This is a genomic window from Janthinobacterium sp. 64 (assembly GCF_002813325.1).
In the GTDB taxonomy this organism is placed as follows: domain Bacteria; phylum Pseudomonadota; class Gammaproteobacteria; order Burkholderiales; family Burkholderiaceae_D; genus Janthinobacterium.
Map to the genome: position 1 here is coordinate 2,126,439 of NZ_PHUG01000001.1, position 24,601 is coordinate 2,151,039.

The 24,601-nt window shown below is 63.9% G+C and carries 19 protein-coding genes; 10 read left to right on the forward strand and 9 right to left on the reverse strand.

Going from position 1 to position 24,601, the window contains the following annotated elements; all coding sequences use genetic code 11:
* The first annotated feature begins 109 nt into the window (after positions 1–109).
* Positions 110–1,615: an ATPase domain-containing protein gene (locus CLU91_RS09365; RefSeq protein ID WP_100876654.1), complete on the forward strand. Its 1,506-nt coding sequence runs from the start codon at positions 110–112 to the stop codon at positions 1,613–1,615.
* An 8-nt stretch (positions 1,616–1,623) separates the two neighbouring features.
* Positions 1,624–3,162 carry a hybrid sensor histidine kinase/response regulator gene (locus CLU91_RS09370; RefSeq protein WP_100873936.1) on the forward strand — a complete coding sequence of 513 codons (1,539 nt, stop codon included), beginning with the start codon at positions 1,624–1,626 and terminating at the stop codon, positions 3,160–3,162.
* Positions 3,163–3,165: 3 nt separating this feature from the next.
* Here the strand turns inward: CLU91_RS09370 and CLU91_RS09375 are convergent, their stop codons facing one another.
* Positions 3,166–5,052, reverse strand: a complete 1,887-nt coding sequence (locus CLU91_RS09375; RefSeq protein ID WP_100873937.1) for an MFS transporter — start codon at positions 5,050–5,052, stop codon at positions 3,166–3,168.
* 245 nt (positions 5,053–5,297) lie between these two features.
* On the opposite strand from CLU91_RS09375, the gene CLU91_RS09380 reads away from it, so the two are divergent.
* Positions 5,298–8,492: a DUF2339 domain-containing protein gene (locus tag CLU91_RS09380; protein WP_100873938.1), complete on the forward strand. Its 3,195-nt coding sequence runs from the start codon at positions 5,298–5,300 to the stop codon at positions 8,490–8,492.
* The gene (locus tag CLU91_RS09385) at positions 8,489–9,955 is read left to right on the forward strand and encodes a DUF3999 family protein (RefSeq protein ID WP_100873939.1); all 1,467 of its coding nucleotides are present in this window, start codon (positions 8,489–8,491) and stop codon (positions 9,953–9,955) included. The genes CLU91_RS09380 and CLU91_RS09385 overlap by 4 nt, the downstream gene beginning before the upstream one ends.
* A 37-nt stretch (positions 9,956–9,992) precedes the next feature.
* Here the strand turns inward: CLU91_RS09385 and CLU91_RS09390 are convergent, their stop codons facing one another.
* Positions 9,993–10,736, reverse strand: a complete 744-nt coding sequence (locus CLU91_RS09390) for a helix-turn-helix domain-containing protein (RefSeq protein ID WP_198521291.1) — start codon at positions 10,734–10,736, stop codon at positions 9,993–9,995.
* A 150-nt stretch (positions 10,737–10,886) separates the two neighbouring features.
* Here CLU91_RS09390 and CLU91_RS09395 point away from each other — a divergent pair, with 150 nt between their 5' ends.
* The 3 genes from CLU91_RS09395 to CLU91_RS09405 are packed head-to-tail and all read left to right on the forward strand — an operon-like array spanning position 10,887 to position 12,530.
* A complete protein-coding gene (locus CLU91_RS09395) occupies positions 10,887–11,303 on the forward strand; it encodes a hypothetical protein (RefSeq protein WP_100873941.1) in 417 nt (138 codons plus the stop codon).
* A 26-nt stretch (positions 11,304–11,329) separates the two neighbouring features.
* On the forward strand, positions 11,330–11,740 hold the full coding sequence (locus tag CLU91_RS09400) for a hypothetical protein (protein WP_157814665.1): 411 nt from the start codon (positions 11,330–11,332) through the stop codon (positions 11,738–11,740).
* Positions 11,741–11,744: 4 nt separating this feature from the next.
* Entirely contained in the window at positions 11,745–12,530 is a 786-nt protein-coding gene (locus CLU91_RS09405; RefSeq protein ID WP_100873943.1) for a DUF2145 domain-containing protein, read from the forward strand.
* Positions 12,531–12,578: 48 nt separating this feature from the next.
* On the opposite strand, the gene CLU91_RS09410 is transcribed toward CLU91_RS09405, so the two are convergent.
* The 5 genes from CLU91_RS09410 to CLU91_RS09430 form a co-directional block, all read right to left on the reverse strand.
* A complete protein-coding gene (locus tag CLU91_RS09410; RefSeq protein WP_100873944.1) occupies positions 12,579–13,652 on the reverse strand; it encodes an ABC transporter ATP-binding protein in 1,074 nt (357 codons plus the stop codon).
* A 20-nt stretch (positions 13,653–13,672) separates the two neighbouring features.
* Positions 13,673–15,463: an ABC transporter permease gene (locus tag CLU91_RS09415; RefSeq protein ID WP_100873945.1), complete on the reverse strand. Its 1,791-nt coding sequence runs from the start codon at positions 15,461–15,463 to the stop codon at positions 13,673–13,675.
* 78 nt (positions 15,464–15,541) lie between these two features.
* On the reverse strand, positions 15,542–16,639 hold the full coding sequence (locus tag CLU91_RS09420) for an ABC transporter substrate-binding protein (RefSeq protein WP_100873946.1): 1,098 nt from the start codon (positions 16,637–16,639) through the stop codon (positions 15,542–15,544).
* A 46-nt stretch (positions 16,640–16,685) separates the two neighbouring features.
* Positions 16,686–17,672: a Bug family tripartite tricarboxylate transporter substrate binding protein gene (locus CLU91_RS09425; protein WP_442906428.1), complete on the reverse strand. Its 987-nt coding sequence runs from the start codon at positions 17,670–17,672 to the stop codon at positions 16,686–16,688.
* A gap of 3 nt (positions 17,673–17,675) precedes the next feature.
* Positions 17,676–18,740, reverse strand: coding sequence for a porin (locus CLU91_RS09430; RefSeq protein ID WP_100873947.1), 1,065 nt, complete (start codon positions 18,738–18,740; stop codon positions 17,676–17,678).
* Between the two features lie 201 nt (positions 18,741–18,941).
* Here CLU91_RS09430 and CLU91_RS09435 point away from each other — a divergent pair, with 201 nt between their 5' ends.
* Genes CLU91_RS09435 through CLU91_RS09445 form a run of 3 tightly spaced genes read left to right on the forward strand, consistent with a single transcriptional unit; the run spans position 18,942 to position 21,553 of the window.
* Positions 18,942–19,664, forward strand: coding sequence for a response regulator (locus tag CLU91_RS09435; protein WP_100876656.1), 723 nt, complete (start codon positions 18,942–18,944; stop codon positions 19,662–19,664).
* Positions 19,661–21,163, forward strand: coding sequence for a sensor histidine kinase (locus CLU91_RS09440; protein ID WP_232730688.1), 1,503 nt, complete (start codon positions 19,661–19,663; stop codon positions 21,161–21,163). Before CLU91_RS09435 ends, CLU91_RS09440 begins: the two co-directional genes overlap by 4 nt.
* A 36-nt stretch (positions 21,164–21,199) precedes the next feature.
* Positions 21,200–21,553, forward strand: coding sequence for a ribonuclease E inhibitor RraB (locus CLU91_RS09445; protein ID WP_100873948.1), 354 nt, complete (start codon positions 21,200–21,202; stop codon positions 21,551–21,553).
* A gap of 164 nt (positions 21,554–21,717) precedes the next feature.
* Here the strand turns inward: CLU91_RS09445 and CLU91_RS09450 are convergent, their stop codons facing one another.
* Complete coding sequence (locus CLU91_RS09450; RefSeq protein WP_100873949.1) at positions 21,718–23,040, reverse strand: homoserine dehydrogenase; 1,323 nt, start codon at positions 23,038–23,040, stop codon at positions 21,718–21,720.
* 73 nt (positions 23,041–23,113) lie between these two features.
* A complete protein-coding gene (locus CLU91_RS09455; protein ID WP_100873950.1) occupies positions 23,114–24,343 on the reverse strand; it encodes a pyridoxal phosphate-dependent aminotransferase in 1,230 nt (409 codons plus the stop codon).
* Positions 24,344–24,601: the final 258 nt, after the last annotated feature.

Sequence of the window (24,601 nt, forward strand, 5' to 3'; positions counted from 1 at the left end):
CCCACGCGGCAGGCGTGGCAAAATAATTATTTACCAATGGTATCGAAAAGACAGGTGGAAGCAGACGCGCTACTATATTGGCCACGGCGTGGCGAAGCGGGGTGCGATGATGACGGCACAAGCTCATGGATTGGCGCAGCACGATGGCGCGGACGGCCCGGACGCGCTGCTGTCGACGGGCGTGCCCGGTCTCGACACCGTACTCACGGGCGGCTTGCTGGCCGAACGCCTGTACCTGGTCGAAGGCGTGCCCGGCACAGGCAAGACCACCCTGGCGCTGCAATTTCTGGCCGAAGGGGCGCGCAATGGCGTACCCGTACTGTATATCGCCCTGGCCGAATCCGAAATCGAGCTACGCGGCGCGGCCCTGTCGCACGGCTGGGACCTGGCCGGCATCGCCATCGAAGAAGTGGCGCCCAGCGACGACATCCTCGACCCCGAGCGCCAGTACACCATCTTCCACCCGTCCGAGATCGAGCTGGCCTCGACCAACCAGCGCATCCTGGCCGCCATCGAAAAACACCGGCCCGCCAGGCTGGTACTCGACTCATTATCCGAATTACAACTACTGGCGGAAAACCCCCTGCGCTACCGGCGCCAGGTGGTGGCGCTGAAGCGCTACCTGGCCAGCCGGCACTGCACTACCTTGCTGATCGATGACCGTTCCGCGCTCGATGACGGCTTGCAAGTACGTAGCGTGGCCCATTGCGTGATCTCGCTGGAGCTGCAAAACCAGGCGTATGGCAATGACCGGCGCCGCGTGCGCGTGGTGAAATACAGGGGCGTGCCGTTTCGCAGCGGCACGCACGACTACAAGATCGCCCATGAGGGCCTGGTCGTCTATCCGCGCCTGGTGGCGGCCGAGACGCGCCGCGACGGCGCCCACCGGCGCCTGTCGAGCGGCGTGCCCGAGCTTGACGCCATGACGGGCGGCGGCCTGGAAGAAGGCATGAGCACGCTCATTTCCGGCCCGGCCGGCAGCGGCAAGTCCACGCTGGCGGCGCAATTCGTGCACGCGGCCACGGCCCGCGGCGAACCGTGCGCCATGTTCCTGTTCGAGGAAGCGCGCAGCAAGCTGCTGAACCGGGCCGACAGCGTGGGCATGCGCCTGCAGGCGGCGCTCGACACAGGCTTGCTGAGCGCACAGCAGATCGATCCGGCCGAGCTGACACCGGGAGAATTCGCCCAGGCCGTCGTCGACGCGGCGCAGCAGGGCGCCAGGGTCATCGTCATCGATAGCCTGAACGGCTACATGCATGCGGTGCCCGACGAACGCTTCCAGAGCACCTATCTGCATGAACTGCTCAATTACCTGGGCCAGCACGGCGTGGCCACCCTGCTCGTCGGGGTGCAGCAAAACATGCTGGGCACCGTGATGACCACCTCGGCCGACGCCAGCTACCTGGCTGACGGCGTCATCATGCTGCGCTATTACGAAACGGAAGGCGAGGTGCGGCAAGCCATTTCCGTCTTCAAGAAACGCGGCAGTGCGCACGAACGCAGCATCCGCCGCTTCGACATCAGCGCACAGGGCATCCGCATCGGCCCGGCCCTGGCCGGCTTTCACGGCATCCTGTCGGGCTTGCCCACCATCGGCGGCACGCCTTTCCCCTAGGAATCGCCATGGAGCAGCGCATCCTGATCTGCGCGCCTGGCGGCCAGGACGCCACCCTGGCCGCCAGGGTACTCGCCAGCGAGGCCATCGCCAGCCATGCCTGCCGCTCCGCGGAAGAACTGGCCGGGCAGCTGGCGCTGGGCGCCGGCGGGGTGCTGACGGTGGACGAGGCGCTGCATGCGGGCGTCTACGCCGTGCTCGACGCCTATGCCCGGCAGCAGCCGGACTGGTCCGACTTGCCCATCATTCTGCTGACGCACGCGGGGCTCGATTCCCTGCCCTTGCGGCAAGCCATTGCCACCCTGGGCAATCTGACCCTGCTGGAACGCCCCGTGCACATCCTGACCCTGATCACGTCGGCGCACGCCATGCTGCGCGCGCGCCAGCGCCAGTACCAGGTGCGCGAAACGCAGCGGCGCAAGGATGAATTCCTTGCCAGCCTCGGGCATGAACTGCGCAACCCGCTGGCGCCCATCAAGTCCTCCGTGGCCGTGCTCAAGCACCTGTTCCCCGCATCGGAACAGGTCGGCAAGGTAAGCGACGTGATCGAACGCCAGGTGACGCACCTGACGCGGCTGGTGGATGACTTGCTCGACGTGGCGCGCATCACCAGCGGCAAGGTAGTGCTGCAGCGCAATGATTTTGAGCTACAGCAAGTGCTCGACCATGTGAGCGAACTGTGCCAGCCAGCGGCCAGCAGCCGGCACATCCGCATCACCCGCGACCTGCCGCCGCATGCCGTGACCTTGCACGCCGACTACGCCAGGGTGGTGCAAATCTTTGCCAACATCGTCTCGAATGCCGTGAAGTTCACGCCGGATGGCGGCCACATCCACATTACGGCACGCCAGGCACAGGGCCAGGTGCAGGTGGTCATCGAAGACAATGGCATCGGCATCGAGCCGGACGCCATCGCGCGCATCTTTTCCATGTTCGAACAGGGACGCACGGTGGCGGGCGAAATGACCAGCGGCCTGGGCATTGGCCTCAGCCTGGCGCGCCAATTTGCCGAAATGCATGGCGGCAGCATCGAGGCTTGCAGCGACGGCCCCGGGCGGGGCAGCCGCTTCATCGTCACCTTGCCGGCCAGCGCCAGCGGCGCCCCTGCCGCCATGCCGGCCTCCAGGAACGACGCGCCCGTGAGCGCGGGCCAGCCCTTACAAGTGCTGGTGGTGGACGACAACCGCGACGCGGCCGATTCACTGCAAAGCCTGTTTCAGCTCGAGGGCTATGCGGCCAAGGTCGCGTATGGCGGCGCGCAGGCGCTGGCGGCCATTGATATTGCCTTGCCACAACTAATCGTGATGGACCTGGGCATGCCGGACATGGATGGCTACGAAGCGGCGCGCCAGATCCGCCAGCGCGCGCACGGGCGCGACGTGCTGCTGATCGCCCTGACGGGCTGGGGCCAGGGCGAAGCGCGCGCACGCACGGAGCAAGCCGGTTTCGACCACCACCTGACGAAGCCGGTGGATGTCGACGCCATCGCCGCCCTGCTGCGCGCGCACCTGGCACAGCGTGCCGGCGCAGTTACGCAAGCGCAATGAGGTTTATTTCCACTTGCCGCGCAATTCCTGCACCTTTTGCTGCAGCAATTCCGGCGTGGCGGCCTCGGGCGCCACGGGCATGCCCACGGCCAGCGACAGACGCGAGCGCAAGCCCGCCTTGAAGGCGCGCTCGAACAAATGGCCGTTGCGGTGGCTCAACAAATGGCCCCACAAGCCGCGCAGCGCCAGCGGAATCACGGGCACCTTGCTGCGCTCGACGATCTTCGCGATGCCACCCTTGAATTCGCTGATCTGTCCTGTGCGCGTCAGCTTGCCTTCGGGGAAGATGCACACGAGTTCGCCTTCGTGCAGCGCCTGCGCAATGTCAATGAACGCTTTTTCCATCAGGAAAGGATCCTCCTTGGCCGGCGCGATCGGTATCGCCTTGGCCGTGCGGAAGATCCAGCCCATCAGCGGCATCTTGAAGATGCGGTGGTCCATGACGAAGCGGATGGGGCGCGGGCTGGCCGCCATGATGACGATGGCGTCCACATAGCTGACGTGGTTGCACACCAGCACGGCCGCGCCCTCCGTCGGAATGCGCTCGCCATCGACGACTTTCACGCGATGCACGGTCTGGATGAGTATCCATGCGAGAAAGCGCATGAGGAATTCCGGTACCAGCGAGAAGATGTAGGCCGCCACCAGCGCATTCAAAATAGCCGTGACGAGGAACAGTTGCGGAATCGTAAATCCTTGTCCCAGCAGCACGATGGCCACGCCTGCCGCCGCCACCATGAACAGGGCGTTGAGGATATTCATGCCGGCGATGGTCCGCGAAATGTGTTTCGGGTCGCAGCGCGTCTGGATCAGGGCGAACAGGGGCACGATGAAAAAGCCGCCGAACACGCCGATCATGACGATGTCGATCAGAATGCGCGGCACGCCCGCCTGGCCCACAAAAGCCAGCGCGTCGACCACTTGCGTATTCGCATACGCATTGCTGGCGAAATACAGGTCGATGCCGAACAGCGACAGGCCGATGGAGCCGAACGGCACCAGGCCGATCTCGATCTTGTGGCCGGACAGGCGTTCACACAGCAAAGAACCCGTGCCAATGCCGATGGAAAACACGGTCAGCAGCAGCACGAACACACTGTGGTCGCCATGCAGGAAATCCTTCGAATACACGGGGAACTGGGCCAGGATCAGGGCGCCGTAAAACCAGAACCAGGAGTTGCCCAGCATGGCCAGGAAGACGGGACGGTTCTTGCGCGAAAAATTCAGGTTGCGGAACGACTCGGCGACAAAGTTCAGGCTCACCTTCAAGTCCGGCTCCGGTGCCGGCGTGCGCGGCACGCGGTAACTGGCGATCAAGCCGAACACGGCCACGGCGATGGTCGCGCCGGCCACCAGTTCCACGCCCAGCGGCTTGTGCACGATCAAGACGGCGCCCAGGATTTCGCCCAACAAAATGCCGACAAACGTCCCCATCTCGATCAGGCCATTGCCGCCGACCAATTCCTCGGGTTTCAGCTGCTGCGGCAGGTAGGCATACTTGACGGGACCGAACAGGGTCGAATGCACGCCCATGCCCACCACCGCGGCCACCAGCAGCCACAGGGTATGCGTCATCCAGCCGGCGGCGGCCACGGCCATGATGGCCAGCTCCATCCATTTCACGAAGCGGGCCAGGCCCGCCTTTTCAAACTTGTCGGCCAGCTGGCCCGCCGTGGCCGAAAACACGACGTAGGGCAGGATGAACAGGCCCGGGATCAGGTTGGTGATGGTGGACGGGTCGAGCGTGGTCCAGCTCAGCGCGTCATAGGCGAGGATCACCATCAATGCCGTCTTGAACAGATTGTCGTTGAAGGCGCCAAAGAACTGGGTCCAGAAGAAGGGCCCGAAACGGCGCTGCGACAATAAGGAAAACTGGCTGCTTTGACTCATGGCATGGGGAACGGGCAATTAAGGAATTGCTAAAATACAGCACTATCTTGCGCACGACAATCTGAATGTCGTCATCTTGCTTCGCATCAATACGGAAAACGGCCTGCCGCGTCATGCTCGCCTTGCCGCTGCACGCACTGCCTGGCTCTTACTCTGACGCAACAGAAATCGCTTGTTTCTTAATAATAAGGTAATGTGCGCATACCGCTGGCGCCCCTGCCTGCCCTTCCCGGAAAGCTGCCTCCATGTTTGGATTGATATCGCTGATCATATTTGGCTTGCTGATCACCGCCTTCGTGCAGGTGCTGCAGTACCGCAGGAAAGTGGCCGATCTGGAATTGCTGACGGCGCGCCTGCGCAAGGAAGTCGACGGCATCGGGCAGCGCCTGCGAGCGCTGGAAGGCCAGGCCGAAGCACCAGCTGCAGCACCCGCCGTGAAGAGTGCTGCGCCGGTGCCGGTGCCTGCTTCCGTGCCGGTGCCGGCGCCGGTGCAGGTGCAGGTGCCGGTGTCGAAGGCGGCCCGGATCGAACCGGTCGAGCTGGCAAAGGCCGCGCCTGCCGTTCCCGTGCCACCGAAGCCATCGCCCCCCACTGCGCCAGCTCCCGCCAAACCTGCCCCTACCGTCCCCAATACGCCCACCTGGATCGCCCACCCGGATGGCCTCGTTGCCAAGGCGAAGAACTGGCTGTTTACCGGCAACCTGGTTGCCAAACTGGGCTTGCTGATCCTCTTCCTCGGCGTCAGCTTCCTGCTCAAGTACGTGTCGGCGCAGGTCACCGTGCCCATCGAACTGCGCCTGACAGGCATCGCGCTGGCCGACATCGCGCTGCTGGCCTGGGCCTGGCGCATCCGCACCAGCCGCCCCGGCATCAGCTTGCCGCTGCAGGGCACGGCGCTGGCGATATTGATGCTGGTGACGTTCGGCGCCTTCCGCCTGTATGAACTGATCCCGGCCGGCATGGCGTTTGCCGTGCTGTTCGTGCTGACGGCGTTCACGTGCTTGCTGGCCGTGCTGCAAAACGCCGTCTGGCTGGCCGTCTTCGGCATCGTCGGCGGTTTTGCCGTGCCCCTGCTCGTGTCGACGGGCAGCGGCAACCATATCGGCCTGTTCAGCTACTACGCGCTGCTCAATGCGGGCGTCTTCGCCATCGCCCTGAAACGCGCCTGGCGCGTGCTCAATGTGCTGAGCTTTGGCTTCACCTTCGTCGTCGCCACCACCTGGGGCCTGCTGCGCTACTCGCCCGAGCACTACCTGTCGACGCAGCTGTTTTTGATCCTGTTCGTGCTGTTCTATATCGGCATCGCGATTGCCTACTGCGCGCGCCAGGCGCCGCGCTTGAAACACTATGTGGATGGCACCCTCGTGTTCGGCACGCCGCTGGCGGCCATGGGCCTGCAATACAGCCTGGTCTGGCGCTTTGACTTCGGCCTGGCATTTTCCGCGCTGCTTGCCGGCTTGACCTACACGGGACTGGCCGTGGCGCTGTGGCGCAGGAACGGTTTCAAACTGCTGGCCGAAGCCTTCCTCGCGCTGGGCATCGTCTTCGGCACCCTGGCCATCCCGTTTGCATTAGATGGCCGCTGGACGTCCGCCGCCTGGGCGCTGGAAGGCGCGGGCATCGTCTGGGTCGGCTTGCGCCAGCGCCAGACGCTGGCCTGGGCCTTTGGCCTGCTGGTGCAGGGGGCCGCCTGGATTGCCTTCCTCATCGCCATGCAGGAACTCAATACGGCAGCGGCCCTGCAGGCCAACATCTGGCTCGGCTGCGCGCTGCTGGCCGCCGCAGCGCTGGTGATGGCCTACAATTTCCGCCGCCATGGCAGCCACTTGCATCCGGAATTCATGCGCAGCCTGTCCGTGCTGTTCCTGACGGCCGCCACGGCCTGGCTGCTGGGCGGCATCTGGACCGAAATCCTGCTGCGCACGGCTGCCGCCACGCAATTGAACCTGCTGACCGTCAGTGCGCTGGCTGTGGCCGCCTTGCTGGCGGCGCTGGCGCGGCGCGAACAATGGCATGCGCCGCGCGCCCTGCTGCTGGCCGTGCAGGTGCTGGCCGGCATGGTCATGCTCAGCCGCGCCAGCTGGGCCTGGGACCAGCACCCGGCCAGCCTGTTCGACGGTTCCTTCCTCAGCGCCCTGCTGCTGGGCGCCGCCGCCTTTGCCAGCGCCCGTTTCCTGGCGCTGCGCGCGCGCGGCGGCGACGAACTGCTGGCCCTGGTAGCGCGCCCCCTGCTGGTCTGGAGCGGCTTGCTGTGGTTTGCCGCCATCCTCGTGCCCTTCACCAGTTGGCTGCTGCGCCTGATCGACGGCGACCTGACGATGCAAGCGCACGCGGGCGAGCACTGGCTGGCGCTGTATCTGATCACCGTGTGCGTCACGACGCCCGCGTTCGCCCTCCTGGCGCGGCGCCTGGAGTGGCCGCAGCTGCGCTGGTTCAGCGTGGCTGCCTGGCTCGGCCTGGGCCTGTGGAGCACCAACCTGCTGCTGACACTGTACCTGCACGATTACCTGCCGACGGGCTTGAGCTGGCTGGCTCTGGCCTGTGCCCTGGCGGCCGGCGAGTACCTGCTGCGGGCCTGGCCGCAAGCGGGCTGGCAACTCGACGTGCGGGCACTGCGTTTCTTGCATACGCTGCGCACGGCCGCGCCCTGGCTGATGCTGTGGCCCGTGGGCGCCATGCATGTCAGCGCCTGGCTGGCACAGCATGAAGACAATGTCAGCCCCGCCTGGGCCCGCTACTTGCCGGCCTGGACCATGATGCTGGCGCTGGCCTGGCTGATCCGCCGCTGCCGCGCGGGCGCCTGGCCGGTGGCGCCGATTGCCGCGTGGTACCAGCGTACCCTGATACCGCTGGGCGCGCTGTGGTCGCTGCTGCTGATTGCCGCGTGGAATATTGTCGACGATGGCGCCATGGCGCCGCTGCCCTATTTGCCGCTGCTCAATCCGCTGGACCTGAGCACGGGCTTTGCCATCCTGCTGGCCATTGCCAGCTATCGTTTATTCCCGGCCGGCCAGATCCCGCTGCCCGCCGTGTGGCAAGCGCGCCTGCCCGTTGTGGCCGCGTGCTTGCTGTATGGCTGGTTCAACCTGATGCTGCTGCGCACCGTATCGCACTACGTCGGCGTGCCGTACACCTTTGACGCCATGCTGGCCTCGCAGTTCGTGCAAGCGATGCTGTCGCTCGTGTGGAGCGTCACGGCCCTGCTGCTGATGCGCCACGCGGCGCGCCAGCAGCGGCGCCAGCAATGGAGCATGGGTGCCGTGCTGCTGGGGCTGGTAGTCGTGAAACTGTTCCTGATCGACCTGTCGAACGTGGGCGGCATCGAACGCATCATCTCCTTTGTCGGTGTCGGCTTGCTGATGGTCTTGATCGGCTACCTGGCGCCCTTCCCCAAGGCTGCCGCGCCAGCGCCAGCCGAACCGCAACAAGGAGCCGCATGAAAGCCTCATTGATCTGCTGCAGCCTGCTGGTGGCAGGCGCCGCGCTGGCAGCGCCTGGCCAGGACCGGCCGCAGGACTATGCCTGGAGCATGCCCATCTTGTCGCCGTCCGGCGCCGGCATCGTGCAGCTAACATTGCCCAGGGATGTTTACCTGCACGCCAGCTCGGCCAGCCTGGCCGACCTGCGCCTGTTCGACGCCGATGGCAAGCGCCTGGCCTACGCCATCGGCGCGCCGCCCGCGCAATCGGCCACGCAGCGCACGAACATTCCCGCCCGCATTTTCCCCGTGACGGGCGCGCCGGCAACTGGCGATGGCTTGCAAGGCATCGACATCCGCACGGCGGACGATGGCCGCTTGCTGTCGGTCAGCACTCGCGCCGGCACGGCTGCGGCCACGGCGGCGCTGCAAGCGCTGATCCTCGACCTGGGCAAACAAACGCAAGACAAGCGCATCGCCGCCTTGCGTTTCACGCCACCGGCCCGCACGGACAATTACAGTGCGCAAGTGCTGCTGGAAGTGAGCGATGACCTGAAGCAATGGGACGCCATCGGCACCACCACCCTGAATTGGCTCAGCAACAACGACACGCAGACCCTGGCCAACGACAGCATCGCCTTTGCGCCGCGCGCTTTTCGCTACGCGCGCCTGAGCTGGCAAGCGGGGGAACCGCTGGCCTTTGCGGCCATTACGGCGCAAGCCGTCAGCGAAACGGACATCGCCGCGCCGCGCGCCAGCGTCGTGCTGCAAGGCACGCCCGGCAAGCAGGCAAATGAATGGCGCTATGCCACTCCTCTCGCCATTCCCGCCGACAGCATCGCCCTGCAATTGGCACAGACCAATACGGTACTGCCCGTAACCCTGGGCGTGTATCGCCAGAACAGCGATGTTCCCCGGCACCGGCTGCACCTGCGCCACCAGGCGCGTCCCGCGCAAGGCGCGTATTTCGATCCCCTGCTGAGCACCACGTTTTACCGCATCGGCCTCGATGGCAAAGAGAGGATCTCGGGCGACCTGGCCATGCCCGTGACGCAAACAAACGCATGGGTGCTGCAGACCGCCACGGAACACCCTGTCACCGCAGCCAATGCGCCCTTCTTGCGTTTGGGCTGGACACCGGCCACCGTCGTTTTCCTGGCCAGCGGCAAGCCGCCCTATCAGCTGGCATTCGGCAACAGCAACGCCGCCGCCGTTGCGCAGCCGCTGGCACAGGTGGCGCCCGGCTTCAGGGCGGACGAGCTGCTGGCGCTCAAGACTGCCAACGCCGGCCCGCTCAAACCCAACGGGGGCGTGGCGGCACCAGCCCCCGTCACAAAGGACGGGGCACCGTGGCGCCTGGCCGCGCTGTGGGCCGCACTGCTGCTGGGCGTGGCCGTGCTGGGCTTTTTTGCCTGGCGTTTGCTGTCGCAGATGAAAGCGGAACATGGCAGTGCCGACAAGCAGGAGCAGGAGCAGGAACATTAACCTTAACCTTAACCGTCTGAGCGCGGCACGTGCCGTCTCACTGCCGCAGCAGTGCCTTGAACGTCCGCGGCATCCACGGCCGCGCCGCCAGCATGAAGCTGATGGCCAGGCGCTCATCGCCAGGCAGGCGCGCGTCTTCCTGGTGCTGCTGCGAGAATTCCACGGCCACTTGCTTCAGGCGTTCGAGCAAGGCCGCCGTGGATTTTTTCGACAGCATCACGTTCACCAGACGCAGCAACTCCGTCTCACCATCGAACTGCGAGTTCAAATAGTCGCCATAGGCTTCCTTTTTGAAATACGTGTGGATAGGACCGTTCGGTATCCACGCAAACGTGCGCGCCACCAGCAGTTTGACCCGGTTATTCGGCAGCAGTTCCAGAAAACCGATCTTGTCGAGACGCAGCAGGTATTTCACGGCTTGCGCCTCGCTGATGTCGTAGATGGCAATGATCTGTTCCAGCGGCAGCAGGTTCAAGGCGGAGACGGCCACCACGAAGAGCCTGGGATCATCGATGATTTCCTTCTCTTGCGCATACGTCAGCCCCGTGATCAGCGTCGGTGTGGCCTGCGCCGCGTGTACGGCCTGCGCCAGTTGCTGGAAATCGCTGCCGATGGCGACCAGTATCTGGTCCAGCCGCTGCAGCGTGAATTGCTTTTGCGAAAACATGCGCTTGACGCTGGCTTCGGATATGCAGATGCGCTGCGCCAGTTCGGCATACGTGACGGAGCGCGCTTTCAATAGTCGCTTCAAGGCTTCAATCAAGGCGTGGGTCTGGGGCATGGCGATCCTTTAATTACTGCAAGCCAGTATGGTATCAAAAAGTAATACCATGAGTATGACTGACCACTACGAGTAGCGTTTTGATTGACCGAAATGCTGCCGTCGACAATCATGCCTCTGCCAATCAGGCATATCAAGAAGGAGACATCCATGAAACGCTTGCTACCCATCTGCTTGTCCTTGTCGCTGCTGGCCGCTTCCATGGCGGGTTCAGCCCATGCGGCCGTCTCGGAAAACCTGTCGAAAGGCTCGCAAAACCTGAGCCAGGGTTCCGCCATCGTGGTAGCCGGTTCCATGTCGATGCTGGTCGCTTCCGGACAGATCGTCGTTGCCAGCGTGGAGACGGTAGGCGAAGGCATCGTCATCGTGCTCAAGGGCGCATCCGAAGCGGGCGGCGCTTCCATCCAGATGAGCACGCAAGCGGCCAAAGGCCTGTCACTGGCCGCCGGCACGGTGGTTAGCGTGGTGGCGATGTCCACCGGCCACATGCTGGTGCTGTCCGGCAAGGCCATCGCCTTCATCCCGAATGAACTGGGCAAGGCACTGCTGCATCACTCCCAAGTGTAAGCCCCATCAAGAAGAACAGGACATCCATGAAACACCTACTCGCCATGACCTTGCTGTGCGCCGTCAGCCTGACATCGCAGGCCGCCAATTCCGATGCCAGCAGGGCCTCCGACAACGCCAGCATGGCGTCGGCCATCGTGCTGCTCGGCTCCATGTACGTGCTGGCCGCCGCCGGTGAAATTGTCATCGACACGGTGGAAGACGTGGCCGACGGCAGCGTCGTCGTGCTCAAAAGCACAGCCAGGGGCGCCTCGAAGGCGGCCACGGCATCGGTCAAGCTGGGCAAGCAAGCCACGCAGGGCCTGTCGCTGGCGGCCGGCACGGTGATCCAGGTGGTGGCCGTCTCGACGGGCCACATGCTGGTGCTGTCGGGCAAGGTCATCGCCTATGTGCCGAATGCGGCCGGCAATGCCATCCTCCACCATTCGAAAGCGTGAACCCATGAAACACCTGACTGCCATTCTCATCAGCCTGGCCTTGGCCGGCACCGCCCATGCGGGACGCTCGTGCGAGGAAAAACCCACCGATGCTACTACGCTCGTCAAGTCGATGGACCTGGCGCAAAAAACCTTGCAGGCACTCGATGGCTCGGGTGCGCAAGTGGCCCTGGTGGCGCGCGTCGGCCAGGACTTGTCGAAGTACAATTTGCGCTATTCGCACGTGGCCCTGGCCTGGCGCGACCACCCGAAAGGGCGCTGGCTGGTGGTGCATGAACTCAACGAATGCGGCACGGCGCAATCGTCGCTGTTCAACGAAGGCTTGGGCAATTTCTTCATGGATGATGTGTTCATGTATGAATCCCTGATCCTGATTCCCGGCCAGGATACGCAGCAGCAACTGGCGCGCCTGCTGACGTCGGGCACGCCCAAGCGTATGCATGAGCCGCACTACAATATGCTGGCCTACCCGTTTTCCACCAAATACCAGAACTCGAACCAGTGGGTGCTGGAAATCCTGGCCGCTGCCGGCAACGAGCCTGGCAAGATCGAAACGCGCGCCGAAGCGCAAGCCTGGCTGCGCAGCGCCAGCTACGCGCCGCAAACGCTGAGCATACCCGCCGCCACGCGCCTCGGTGCGCGCATGTTCCGCGCGAATATCGCTTTTGACGATCACCCGTTCGAGCGCCGCATGACGCGCCAGATCGACGTCGTCAGCGTCGACTCCATCGTGCGCTTCATGCGCCAGCGCGAACCGAAAGTGCAGGAAATCGTCGTGCGGGGGAATTAAGGATACGGCAACACGGACGAGGTGGCCAGCATGGCCACCTCGCCAACGTTAAAACACCCAGAGCTTATCGGCCGGCATGTGCAGCCAGTACTTGCCCGCGTCGAGCTTGTGGCGCGAATACGCGCGCAGGCTGATGTTTTCGGCGCCGCCGCGCTCGAACAGGCATTCCCAGCGGTCGCCCAGGTACATGCAGGTCAGCAGCGGCAGTTCGATGGCGTTGTCGACCTGCGTGGCGCTGATCTTCACCTCCTCGACGCGGATCATGGTGGTCACGTCCGTACCCACGTTGGCGCCGCGCGCCACGCCCTGCATGGAGGCGCCGTCGACCAGCAAGCGCACCTGGTTGCCATCGCGCTGCACCACCTTGCCGGGCAGGCGGTTGTTACTGCCCATGAATTCGGCCGTAAACAGGGTGTCCGGCGTTTCATACATGCTTTGCGGCGTGCCCTGCTGCTCGATCTTGCCGTTATTGAGCAGCAAAATACGATCGGAAATGGCCATCGCCTCGCCCTGGTCGTGCGTCACCATCAGTGCCGACAGGCCCAGGCGCACGATCAGTTCGCGCAGGAAGGCGCGCGCTTCCTCGCGCAGCTTGGCATCGAGGTTCGACAGCGGTTCGTCGAGCAGGATCACGGGCGGGTTGTACACCAGTGCGCGGGCGATCGCCACGCGCTGCTGCTGGCCGCCGGACAGCTGATGCGGATAGCGCTCGCCCAGGTGCCCCAGGCCCAGCTGCGTCAGCACTTCCTTGATGCGCGCGGCGATCTCCGTGCTGCCCATCTTGCGCAATTTGAGGCCGTAGGCGACGTTGTCGAACACGGTCTTGTGCGGCCACAGCGCGTACGACTGGAACACCAGGCCCAGGTTGCGGTGCTCGGCCGGCATTTCGAAATGCTTCGCGCCATCGAAAACGTTGCGCTCGCCGATCTGGATCGTGCCCGCCTTCGGGCTTTCCAGCCCGGCGACGGCGCGCAGCAAGGTGGTCTTGCCGCTGCCCGAAGGCCCCAGCAAGGCGACCACTTCGCCTTTTTTCAGGTGCATCGAAACACCCTTCAGTATCTGGTTGGCGGCAGCGCCGGTGCCGTAGTCCAGGTGCAATTCATTGACGGTCAGTTCATTCATGATGTGGTCTCAGTCTTCTATTAATTATGGAGTTTCACGCCAAAACGCAAGGCGATGCCCAGGCCGATGGCCACCAGGGTGATATTGATGAAGGACAGCGCCGCCACCAGGTCGGTCGAGCCGCCGGCCCACAGCGATACCAGCATGGCGCCGATCACTTCCGTGCCCGGCGAGAGCAGGTACACGCCCGTCGAATACTCGCGCTCGAAGATCAGGAACACCATCAGCCAGGCGCCCAGCAAGCCGTATTTGATCAGCGGCAGCGTGACGTCGCGCGTCACCTGGCCGCGGTTGGCGCCGACGGCGCGCGCCGCCTCTTCCAGTTCCGGCCCCACCTGCAGCAGCGCGGTGGAAATGAGGCGCATGCCGTAGGCCATCCACACCACCGAATACGCCAGCCACAGGGCGAAGATGGTCGAACGCACTTCACGCAGCACGGGGATCACATGGCCGCTCAGCCACAGGGCCACGCCGTTGTCCATGCCTTTCAACATGCCGTCCAGCCAGGCCGGAACGAACAGGAACACCCACAGGAAGGACAGGCCGGCCAGCAAGCCCGGCACGGCGCGTGGCACCAGCACGCTGTAATCGAGCAGGCGCGTGATGCCGTCCTGCTTGCGGTGCATGGCCAGCGCGATGAAGCTGTAGCAGCCCACGGCCAGCGCGCCGCCGACGACGCCGATCAGGATGGTGTTGACGATGCCGCGCACCAGCGACGGCTGCTCGAAGATGTCGCGGAAATGCTGCAGGGTCAGCACGTCGGCCAGGTGCACGCCTTCGCCCCAGTACTGCACGAAGGAGCGCAGCACGATGCCCGTCAACGGCAGGATGATGGTGAAGATCAGCCAGCCCGCCAGCAAGGCAAAGGCCAGCCACTTCCAGCGGCCCAGCGGCATGGCCTTGCTGCGCGCGCCCTTGCCCTTGATCGACACATACTTGTTGGCGGACTTGAGCAGCCAGCGCTGTATCATCACCAGCGGCATGGTCACCATCACCAGGCAGACGGCGACGGCGGCCATCAGGTGGTACGACGGCGTGCCGAGCTTGTTCGTCAGCTTGTACAGATAGGTCGGCAGCACCAGATGGCCTTCCGGATCGCCGAGCACCAGCACCAGGCCGAATACTTCGAAGCCGAGGAAGAACACCAGCACGCCCGCATACGCCAGCGCCGGCATGATCATCGGCAGCGATACGTTGAGCATCACCTGGATCGGCGAGGCGCCGGCCACGCGGGCCGCTTCCTCGACATCGGAACCGAGGCTTTTCAGGGCCGACGAGGCATACAGGTAGACGTGCGGCACGTGCGTCAGGCCGGCGATGATGACGATGCTGGTGAACGAGTAAATATTCCAGGGCACGAAGCCGAGCAGCTCCTTGGCCCAGACCGAGTAAAAGCCCACGGGGCCCATCGAGACGACATAGCCAAAGCCCATCACCATCGGCGACACAAAAATGGGCACCAGCAGCATCGGCGCCACCCAGCCGCGGCCGGGCAAGTCGGTGCGCACCATCAGGAAGGCCAGCATGCCGCCCAGCGGCACGGCGATGACGGTCAGGCCGAAGGCCAGCATCAGGCCATTCTTGAAGGCCATGGCGAAATCGGGATCATCGAAGATGAAACGGTAAGAGTCAAAGCCGAATTCGCGCACCGGCATGAAAAACGGCGCGTTCAAAAAGCTCTGGTAAAAAATCAGGAACAGCGGCAGGAAAATGGCGATCAGCGTGATCGTCACGACCACGCCGCGCGACCAGTTCAGGCGCGACAAGGGAGAGCGCGACCGTGCAGGCAGCGGCAAGATGGCAGTTTGCATGATGAATCCAATGAATGAAGGGTGCTGCGTGTGCCCGCAAGCCAGGCTCGCGGGCGGCCAAGACGGCGTTGGCTATTCCTACTTCTTGCCGGCTGTTTCTTTCCACTGTTTCAGGAAGGCCATGCGCTTGGCCGGTCCCAGAAATTGCAGGATGATCGGATGCACCGGCACCGGCTTGACGTTGGCCGCGCCGATTTGCTTGATCAGGTCAGCCGACGTGGTTTCGCCCGTGACGTCGGCGCGGATGGCGAACAGCTTGGCGCCGTTGGCGATGATGGTTTGGCCGCGGTGCGACAGGATGTAATCGAGCCACAGCTTGCTGGCGTTGACGTTCTTCGCGTTCTTGTTGATGAACTGCACGCGCGACAAAATCAGGGTGTAATCCTTGGGCAGCACCACGCCGATCGACGGATCGGTCTTGGCGCGCACCAGGGCGTAGGATCCCAGCACGTTGTAGCCGATCAGGTTTTCACCCGACGAAATGCGCTCCATCATGGTGCCCGTCGACGACTGCACGCGCACCTTGGCCGTGCCAAACGCGTTTTGCAGCGCCAGGAATTGCGGGTATTCCTTGGCATCCTGCGCCATGAACATGAAGCCCACGCCCGATTTCTCGATGTCGTAGGTGGTGACCTTGTCCTTGAATTTCGGCGTGGCGATCAGCTTGACGAAGTCATCGTGATTCTTCGGCACTTCATTAGCATCGAGCAGGCGCTTGTTGTAAACGATGGCGGCCGGCTCGAACGTGGTGCCGTAGGCCTGGTCGTCCCACATGGCCCAGCCGGGAATCTTCGCCGCTTCGACGGACTTGTACTTGAGCGCATAGCCATCGGAGGCCAGGCGCATCTGCAGGTCCATCGCGGACGACCACATCACGTCGGCAGTGTTGCCGCCGGCTGCCACTTCGGAAATGAAGCGGTTGTACACCTCGGTCGAATTCATGTCGTTGTATTCGACCGAAATGCCCGGATACAGGGCGCTGAAGTCCTTGATCAGCGGCGCGGCGGCCTTGCTGTCGGTGGCGCTGTAGATCACCACCTTGCCTTCCTTCTTGGCCGCGTCGACGATCTTCTGGTAGTCGGCCGGATAGCCGGGCGGCACTTGCGCAACAGCGGCGCCGGCCAGGCTGGCAAACGCGGCGGCAATGGCGGCTTGAAGCAGGGTCTTGGTTTGCATGGGGTTGTCTCCGTCTGTGAAATAGTTGTTTTAAATGGGATGCCGTTCAGCGCATCAGGCCAAGCTCATTCGCCTGCCTCGCATACTCGTCGACCGCCTTCCTGACATACGCGGTCAGTTTCGGTCCCGTCAGGGCGAACGGGTACAGGCCTGCCTGCGCGCGCCATTGGGCGAACTGCGGCGTGGCCATGGCACGCTCGAAGGTGGCCACCCAGCGCTGGTAGTCCGCCTCGGGCACCTGCGGCCCCATCCACACGCCGCGGATGATGGGCCAGACCACGTCGACGCCCTGCTCGCGCGCCGTCGGCACACCGGCCAGCACGCCGGGCAGGCGTTTTTCCGACAGCACCGCCAGCACGCGCGCATGGTTGGCGCTGGCGTTCAGGGTGGCTTCGGACGTGTCGCCCGAAACCACCTGCACATAATCGGCCTGCATCGCCGTAAACACTTCACCGCCGCCTTCGAGGGCGACGAAGCGCAGCACTTTCGGGTCGATGCCGGCCTGGCGCGCCACCAGCGCCATCTTCAGCCAGTCCTGGCTGCCGATGGTGCCGGAGACGCCGATCAGCACCGTGTCAGGATGCTGGCGCAATGCCGCGATCAGGTCGCCCAGCGTCTTGTAGGGTGAATCGCTGCGCACGGCGATCATGCCGTAGTCGGCACCCAGCGCCGCCACCCAGCGCACGTCGCCCGCCTTGGCATTGCCGAACTTGCCCTGCGCCAGATTGAGCAGCGAACCGCCCGAAAAGGCCACCAGGGTGTTCGCTTCCGCGCGGCGGCGCTGCGAGCCCATCGAATGCCAGGCCACTGCACCGATGCCGCCGGGCAGGTAGCTGATGCGCACTGGACCTGCCGCGGCTGCCACGCCCTCCTGCGCCAGGCCTTTTTTCGCCAGCTTGCAGGTCAGATCCATGGCGCCGCCCGGCTTGGACGGCACCACGCATTCAACCGGCGCTGGCGTCGCCACCTGTGCCCCGGCAAAAGCGGGCAGCAGGCATGGCAGCAACAGGAACAGGGAGCGCAGCATGGCCATGGCTTAGAAGCGGTGCTGGATGCCGGCGATCACGCCGCGTTGCGTGTTGCCAAAACCGGCATCGTCGCGCGACAGGCTGACCAGCTGGTTGTTCTTGGCCTTGGCATAGGCGCCAGCGACGTACAGGTCGGTGCGCTTGGACAGCGCATAGCGCACGCGCGCCACGTACATGATCGGATCGGCATCCGTATTGGCGGCCACGTTCTTCACATCCTGGTAGTAGATGGCGCCCGTCAGCGTGACTTGCGGCGTGGTCAGGTAGCTGACGCCGCCCCAGTACAGGGTAGCGCGCAGGTCAGGCTTGCCCGAGGCGGCCGGATCGAGCTTGTAGTCGCGCGCCACGGCCTGCACCTTCCATGGGCCTTCGCTGTACATCGCGCCCAGGTGATAGGAGGTGGTCTTGTCGCGCGCACCGCCCACGATGCTGTCGGCGTTGATGCGTTCATAGGTGGCCAGCAGGCTGACCGGACCGGCCGTATAGGTCACGCCCGAGGAAAACTTGGCGCTGTCCTGGGAACCCGTGGCTTTTTCGCCGAAACCGTAAGAGGCGCCGAACTTGAAGTCGCCGGCCTTGCCCGAGTACTTGACCAGGTTGTCGAAAGCGGTCGTCATGCCGTACTGACCTTGCACAGCCTTGCCGCCCGCTGTCGCCCACGAATAGAAAGGCGCGTAGCCCATCGGATCGAAGGGCAACACGAAGTCGTACACGGTGGTGAACGAGCGGCCCAGCACGAGTCGGCCGTAGCTGCCTTCCAGGCCCACATAGGCCTGGCGCTTGAACAGCGCGCCATCGGCCGCGCCCGTATCCATCAGGATGCCGCCTTCCAGGTTGAAAACGGCTTTCAGGCCGCCGCCCAGGTCTTCATTGCCGCGGATGCCCCAGCGCGAGGTATTCATGCCGCCGGAACTGACGCGGCTGAGCGAGCCTTTCGATGCCGAAGCGTTGCTGGTGTTATCGACGCCGACGTCGAGCAAGCCATACACGGTGACGTTCGACTGCGCCTGGGCAGCGCCGGCTGCGGCGGCGAGCACCGCCATGGCGGCCAGCGAGAATGCGGTTTTTTTCATAGTGAGTCTCCCTTAGATATAGTTATTGGTGATATGCCTGATCAATTTCATGAATCAGGATCACACTATATGAGCGCCATCCTTTCAATTGGCTTTCAGCATGACAGGTGTCGCCGGCCAGCCACAATGGACATCAACATATTCCTCGCCGCCCCTGCCGCCAGGCTTACACTGCATCATTTGAACCGAATGGCGGAGACCATGCGCATATTATTAGTGGAAGACCATCTGGAACTGTCGCACTGGCTGGCAAAGGCCCTGCGCGACGCGCACCTGACGGTGGAGACCGCCCACAACGGCGCCGATGCCGACGCCCTGCTGCACACGCAGGAATACTCGCTGGTGCTGCTCGACCTGACCCTGCCGAAGATGGACGGCCTGGACGTGCTGCGCCGCCTGCGCGCGCGCGGCGGCACGCGCGGCAAGACTCCCGTCATGATACTCACGGCGCGCGGCGGCCTCGACGACAAGGTACAGGGCCTGAACCTGGGCGCCGACGACTACATGGCCAAGCCGTTCGAGCTGGCCGAACTGGAAGCGCGCGTAAAAGCCCTGCTGCGCCGCAGCCAGGGCAACGAGGCGCTGGTGCACAGCTGCGGCGCGCTCAGTTTCGACACCGTCACGCGCATGTTCAGCTATGCTGGCGCGGCGCTGGCGCTGACGCCGCGCGAACATGCCGTGCTCGAGGCGCTGATCACGCGCTCGGGGCGCGCCGTATCGAAAGAAAAGCTGTTCGATGAAGTCTTCGCGCTGGCCGACGACGTCAACCTGGACGCCATCGAACTGTACATCCACAGGGTACGTAAAAAACTTGAAAACGGCGTGGAAGCCGGTTCGCCCGACGGCGCCGCCATCACCACCCTGCGCGGCATCGGCTACCTGCTGCAGCCGCGCAGCGCGATGGCGCCAGCTACGCCAAAATGAAGGCGCATGCCCCACGCCCGCCCCTGCTGGAACGCCTGCGCCAGCGCTGGGCGCAGGGCCGGCCGTTGGGCAGCCTGCGCAGCCAGCTGCTGCGCTGGCTGCTCATCCCGCTGGTGATGCTGGTGCTGCTCGACGCTTTTTTTGTTTACCGCAATGCACTCGACGCGGCCGACATGGCCTACGACCGCTCCTTGCTGGCGTCGACGCGGGCGCTGGCCGAGCGCGTCTCCATCGTCAACGGCAAGGTGGTGGCCGAAGTGCCCTACGTGGCGCTCGACAGCTTCGAGACCGACACCCTGGGCCGCATCTACTACAAGGTCACGGGCATCAACGGCGAACTGGTCTCGGGCTACGGCGACTTGCCGCCCGTGCCGAAAAACGTGCCCCGCTCGCAGAACTACCCGGCCCTGGTACGCTTCTACCACGCCGAGTATCACGGCAAGCCGATCCGCATCGCCGCCCTGCTGCAACCCGTGTATGACGACTCGATGCGCGGCATCGCCCTGATCCAGGTGGCTGAAACGCTCGATGCGCGGCGCGGCCTGTCGAACCAGATCCTGTTCGATACCCTGAGCTGGCAGGCGGCGATGATACTGGTGATGGGCGCCCTCGTATGGTTTGCCGTGCGCCTGGTGCTGCGCCCGCTGATGCGCCTGAAAACGGAAGTCGAGACGCGCACCCTGTCCGACCTGTCCGACGTCGATCCCGCGCTGGTGCACAAGGAAATGCGCCCGCTGGTGAGCGCCATGAACGGTTCCATGTCGCGCCTGCAGCAGCTGATCGCCAGCCAGCGCCGTTTCATCGCCGACGCCTCGCACCAGCTGCGCACGCCGTTGACGGTGCTGAAAACCCAGGCCGAACTGGCCATGCGCGAATGCGACCGCCACGCCGGCACGCCGTCCGACATGGCCGCCCTGCGCGACATCGTGCGCTCGATCGCTGCCACCACCGATTCGACCGTGCTGCTGGCCAACCGTCTGCTGACCCTGGCGCGCATCGAGCATGGCGGCGATAGCCTGGCCATGGATACCGTCGCGCTGCGCGACGTGGCGCAGCAGGTCGGACTGGAAATGGCCATGGCTGCCGTCGGCAAGAATATCGATCTGTCACTGGAAGCACCCGACGACGCGCCCGTGCATGGCCAGGCCTTGCTGCTGCACGAACTGCTGGCCAACCTGGTCGACAATGCCCTGCGCTACACGCCGCAGGGCGGCAGCGTGATCCTGCGCGTGCGTGCCGCACAGACGGGGCACGGCGCGGTACTGGAAGTGGAAGACAGTGGCGCCGGCATCGCGCCCGCGGAACGCGAACGGGTATTTACGCCGTTCTACCGGGTCGGCGCGGCGCTCGAGAGCAACCCTGGCGGCGCGGGACTGGGCCTGGCCATCGTGCGCGACATCGCTGCCCTGCATGGAGCACGGCTGGAACTGGCCACGGCGGCGAATGGACATGGATTGAAGGTCGGCGTGTATTTCGCGCCCGGCGCCAGTCGATGCTAAGATCGCGCCCTGAGATTTTAATGAAGGCCCACCGCCATGATGACCAAAGACGACGTAACCGAACTGTTTGCCAATATCGCCGAGAACGCGCCGTGGGACCTGTCCCAGCCGCTGCTGTGGGGCTATTACTTCACCAACCCCACGTCCGAACCGCTGGAGCAGGCCGCCACCTTGCTGGCGCTGCAGGGCTACCGCCCGGTGGAACTGTACCAGCCTGAACTGGACGACCCGGCCGCCGCGCCCGTGTGGGTGCTGCACGTGGAAAAGGCCGAAGTGCATGGCGTCGACAGCCTGCACGCGCGCAATGGCGAACTGATGGCGTTTGCCCAGGAAAACCAGCTGGCCAGCTATGACGGCATGGATGTGGGTCCCGTCGGTACCGCAGCGTAGGTCGGATTAGGTCCGAAGGACCGTAATCCGACAGCACCATCGGCCACGCCAACAATGTTGTCGGATTACGTGCGGCCTTGCCGCACTAATCCGACCTACATCACTGTCATCGGATGAAAAAACGGCGCCCGCGGGCGCCGTTTTGCATGGCTCGCTGCAAACGCTCAGCTGAGGTTTTCCAGGCGGATCTTGGTGACCGTGCCTACCACGCTATTCAATGCTTCCATCTTTTCGATGGCGGCCGTGACGTTCTTTTCCTGCGTCTGGTGCGTCAGCATGATGATGTCCGTATGCGTCTCGCCTTCGGCTGGCTCTTTTTGCAGCATGGCGTCGATCGAGATGCCGCGCTCGGCCAGGATGCGCGTCAGGTCGGCCAGCACGCCCGGCTGGTCGGCCACGTGCATGCGCAGGTAGTAGCTGGTGGTGATTTCCGACATCGGCAGAATCGCGATATCGGTCATCGCGTTCGGCTGGAACGCCAGGTGCGGCACGCGGTGTTCCGGGTCGGCCGTGGCCAGGCGCGTGATGTCGACCAGGTCGGCGATCACCGACGAGGCGGTTGGCTCGGCGCCCGCGCCGCGGCCCGAGTACAAGCTGGCGCCGACGGCGTCGCCGTGCACCAGCACCGCATTCATGGCGCCTTCCACGTTGGCGATCAGGCGCTTGGCCGGGATCAGGGTCGGATGCACGCGCAGCTCGATGCCTTCCACGCCATTGACGGTGGCGCGCTTGGTGATGCCCAGCAGCTTGATGCGATAGCCCAGTTGCTCGGCGTAGCGGATGTCGACGGCATTGAGGTTGCTGATGCCTTCCACGTAGGCCTTGTCGAACTGCACCGGGATGCCGAAGGCGATGGCCGACATGATGGTGGCCTTGTGCGCGGCGTCGACGCCTTCGATGTCGAAGGTGGGGTCGGCTTCCGCATAGCCCAGTTCCTGCGCCTGTTTCAGCACCGTGGCAAAGTCCAGCCCCTTGTCGCGCATTTCAGACAGGATGAAATTGGTGGTGCCGTTGATGATGCCGGCGATCCATTCGATGCGGTTGGCCGTCAAGCCTTCGCGCAGCGCCTTGATGATGGGGATGCCGCCTGCGACGGCCGCTTCGAAGGCCACCATCACGCCCTTGTCCTGGGCGGCGGCAAAGATTTCGTTGCCGTGCACGGCCAGCAGGGCCTTGTTGGCCGTGACCACGTGCTTGCCGTTGGCAATCGCCTGCAGCACCAGGGTTTTCGACAGGTCGTAGCCGCCGATCAGTTCGACGACGATGTCGATCTCGGGATCGTTGACGATCAAATAGGGGTCATTGACGACCTTGCAGCCGCCGGCGACGAGCGCTTCGGCGCGCGCCACGTCGCGCACGGCGACGGCGACGACTTCAATGCCGCGACCCGCGCGGCGCTTGATTTCTTCCTGGTTGCGTTTCAGGACGCTGAACGTGCCGTAACCGACGTTGCCCAGGCCCAGCAGGCCGATCTTGATGGATTTCATAGTTGTGCTTGACTGCTCATAAGTGGCGCCCCCTTGGGCGGCGCCAGGTTGATCGAGATTGCTGCTGGCCGATTCAGCCCCGGCCGTGACGCTTGCGGTAACCTTCGAGGAAGCGCGCGATGCGCCCCATGGCCTCGGTCAGGTCATCGGAGTTGGGCAGGAAGACGACGCGGAAATGGTCGGGCGCGATCCAGTTGAAGCCCGTGCCCTGCACGATCAGGACCTTCGCTTCGGCCAGTAATTCATAGGCAAACTGCTGGTCGTCGGCGATCGGGTAGATCTCCGGGTCCAGGCGCGGGAACATGTACAGCGCGGCCTTCGGCTTGACACAGGTGACGCCCGGAATATCGGTCAGCAGCTTGTGCGCCAGGTCGCGCTGTTTCAACAGGCGCCCGCCGGGCCCCACCAGGTCTTGTATGCTCTGGTAGCCGCCAAGCGCCGTCTGGATGGCAAACTGCCCCGGCGCATTGGCGCATAGCCGCATCGAGGCCAGCATGTTGAGGCCCTCGATGTAATCTTTTGCGTGGCGCTTTTCGCCCGAGACCACCATCCAGCCGGAACGGTAGCCGCAGGAGCGGTAATTCTTCGACAGGCCGTTCATGGTAATGAACAGCACGTCGTCGGCCAGCGAGGCGATCGACACGTGCTCGGCTTCGTCGTACAGCACCTTGTCGTAGATTTCGTCGGCGAAAATGATCAACTGGTGCTGGCGCGCCAGCTCGACAATCTGCTGCAGCACGGAAACCGGGTACAGCGCGCCCGTGGGATTGTTCGGGTTGATGACGACGATGGCCTTGGTCTGCGGCGTGATCTTGCGGCGCATGTCCTCGATGTCGGGATACCACTCGTTCTGCTCGTCGCACACATAATGCACGGGATTGCCGCCCGACAGGCTGACGGCGGCCGTCCACAGCGGGTAGTCGGGCGCCGGCACCAGCACTTCGTCACCACTGTTGAGCAGGGCGTTCATCGACATGACGATCAGTTCGGACGCGCCATTGCCCAGGTAAATGTCATCGATGGTCACGCCGGCGATATTCTTGCCCTGCGTGTAGTGCATGACGGCCTTGCGCGGCGCGAACATGCCTTTCGAATCCGTATAGCCGGCCGCGTTCTGCAGATTGAGCATCATGTCGCGCACGATCTCGTCGGGCGGATCGAAGCCGAATACGGCCAGATTGCCGATATTGAGCTTGGTGATCTTGTGGCCTTCTTCTTCCATTTGCCTGGATTTTTCCAGGACCGGGCCGCGGATGTCGTAGCAGACGTCCGCCAATTTATTCGATTTCTGAATCGGTCGCAAAATAAATCCCTGTCGTGATGCGGCGCGGCCGGCCTACGCTTGCAGCATGAAAGCCGCGCCAGAACTGTGAACCCGTGAGACTGCAATGCGAAAACAACCATTCTCGCCGAAAGCAGGCCATTTTATCAAATTAAACATGGCAAATTGCAGCATTTCTCGCCGTTTATGCCACGCTGTCCGGCACGTGCGTGCTTTTCCCAGCGGGCGCTCTTCATCTTCTCTTAATCTTCGCCTACTACTATGGCGAGCACTGCCTGC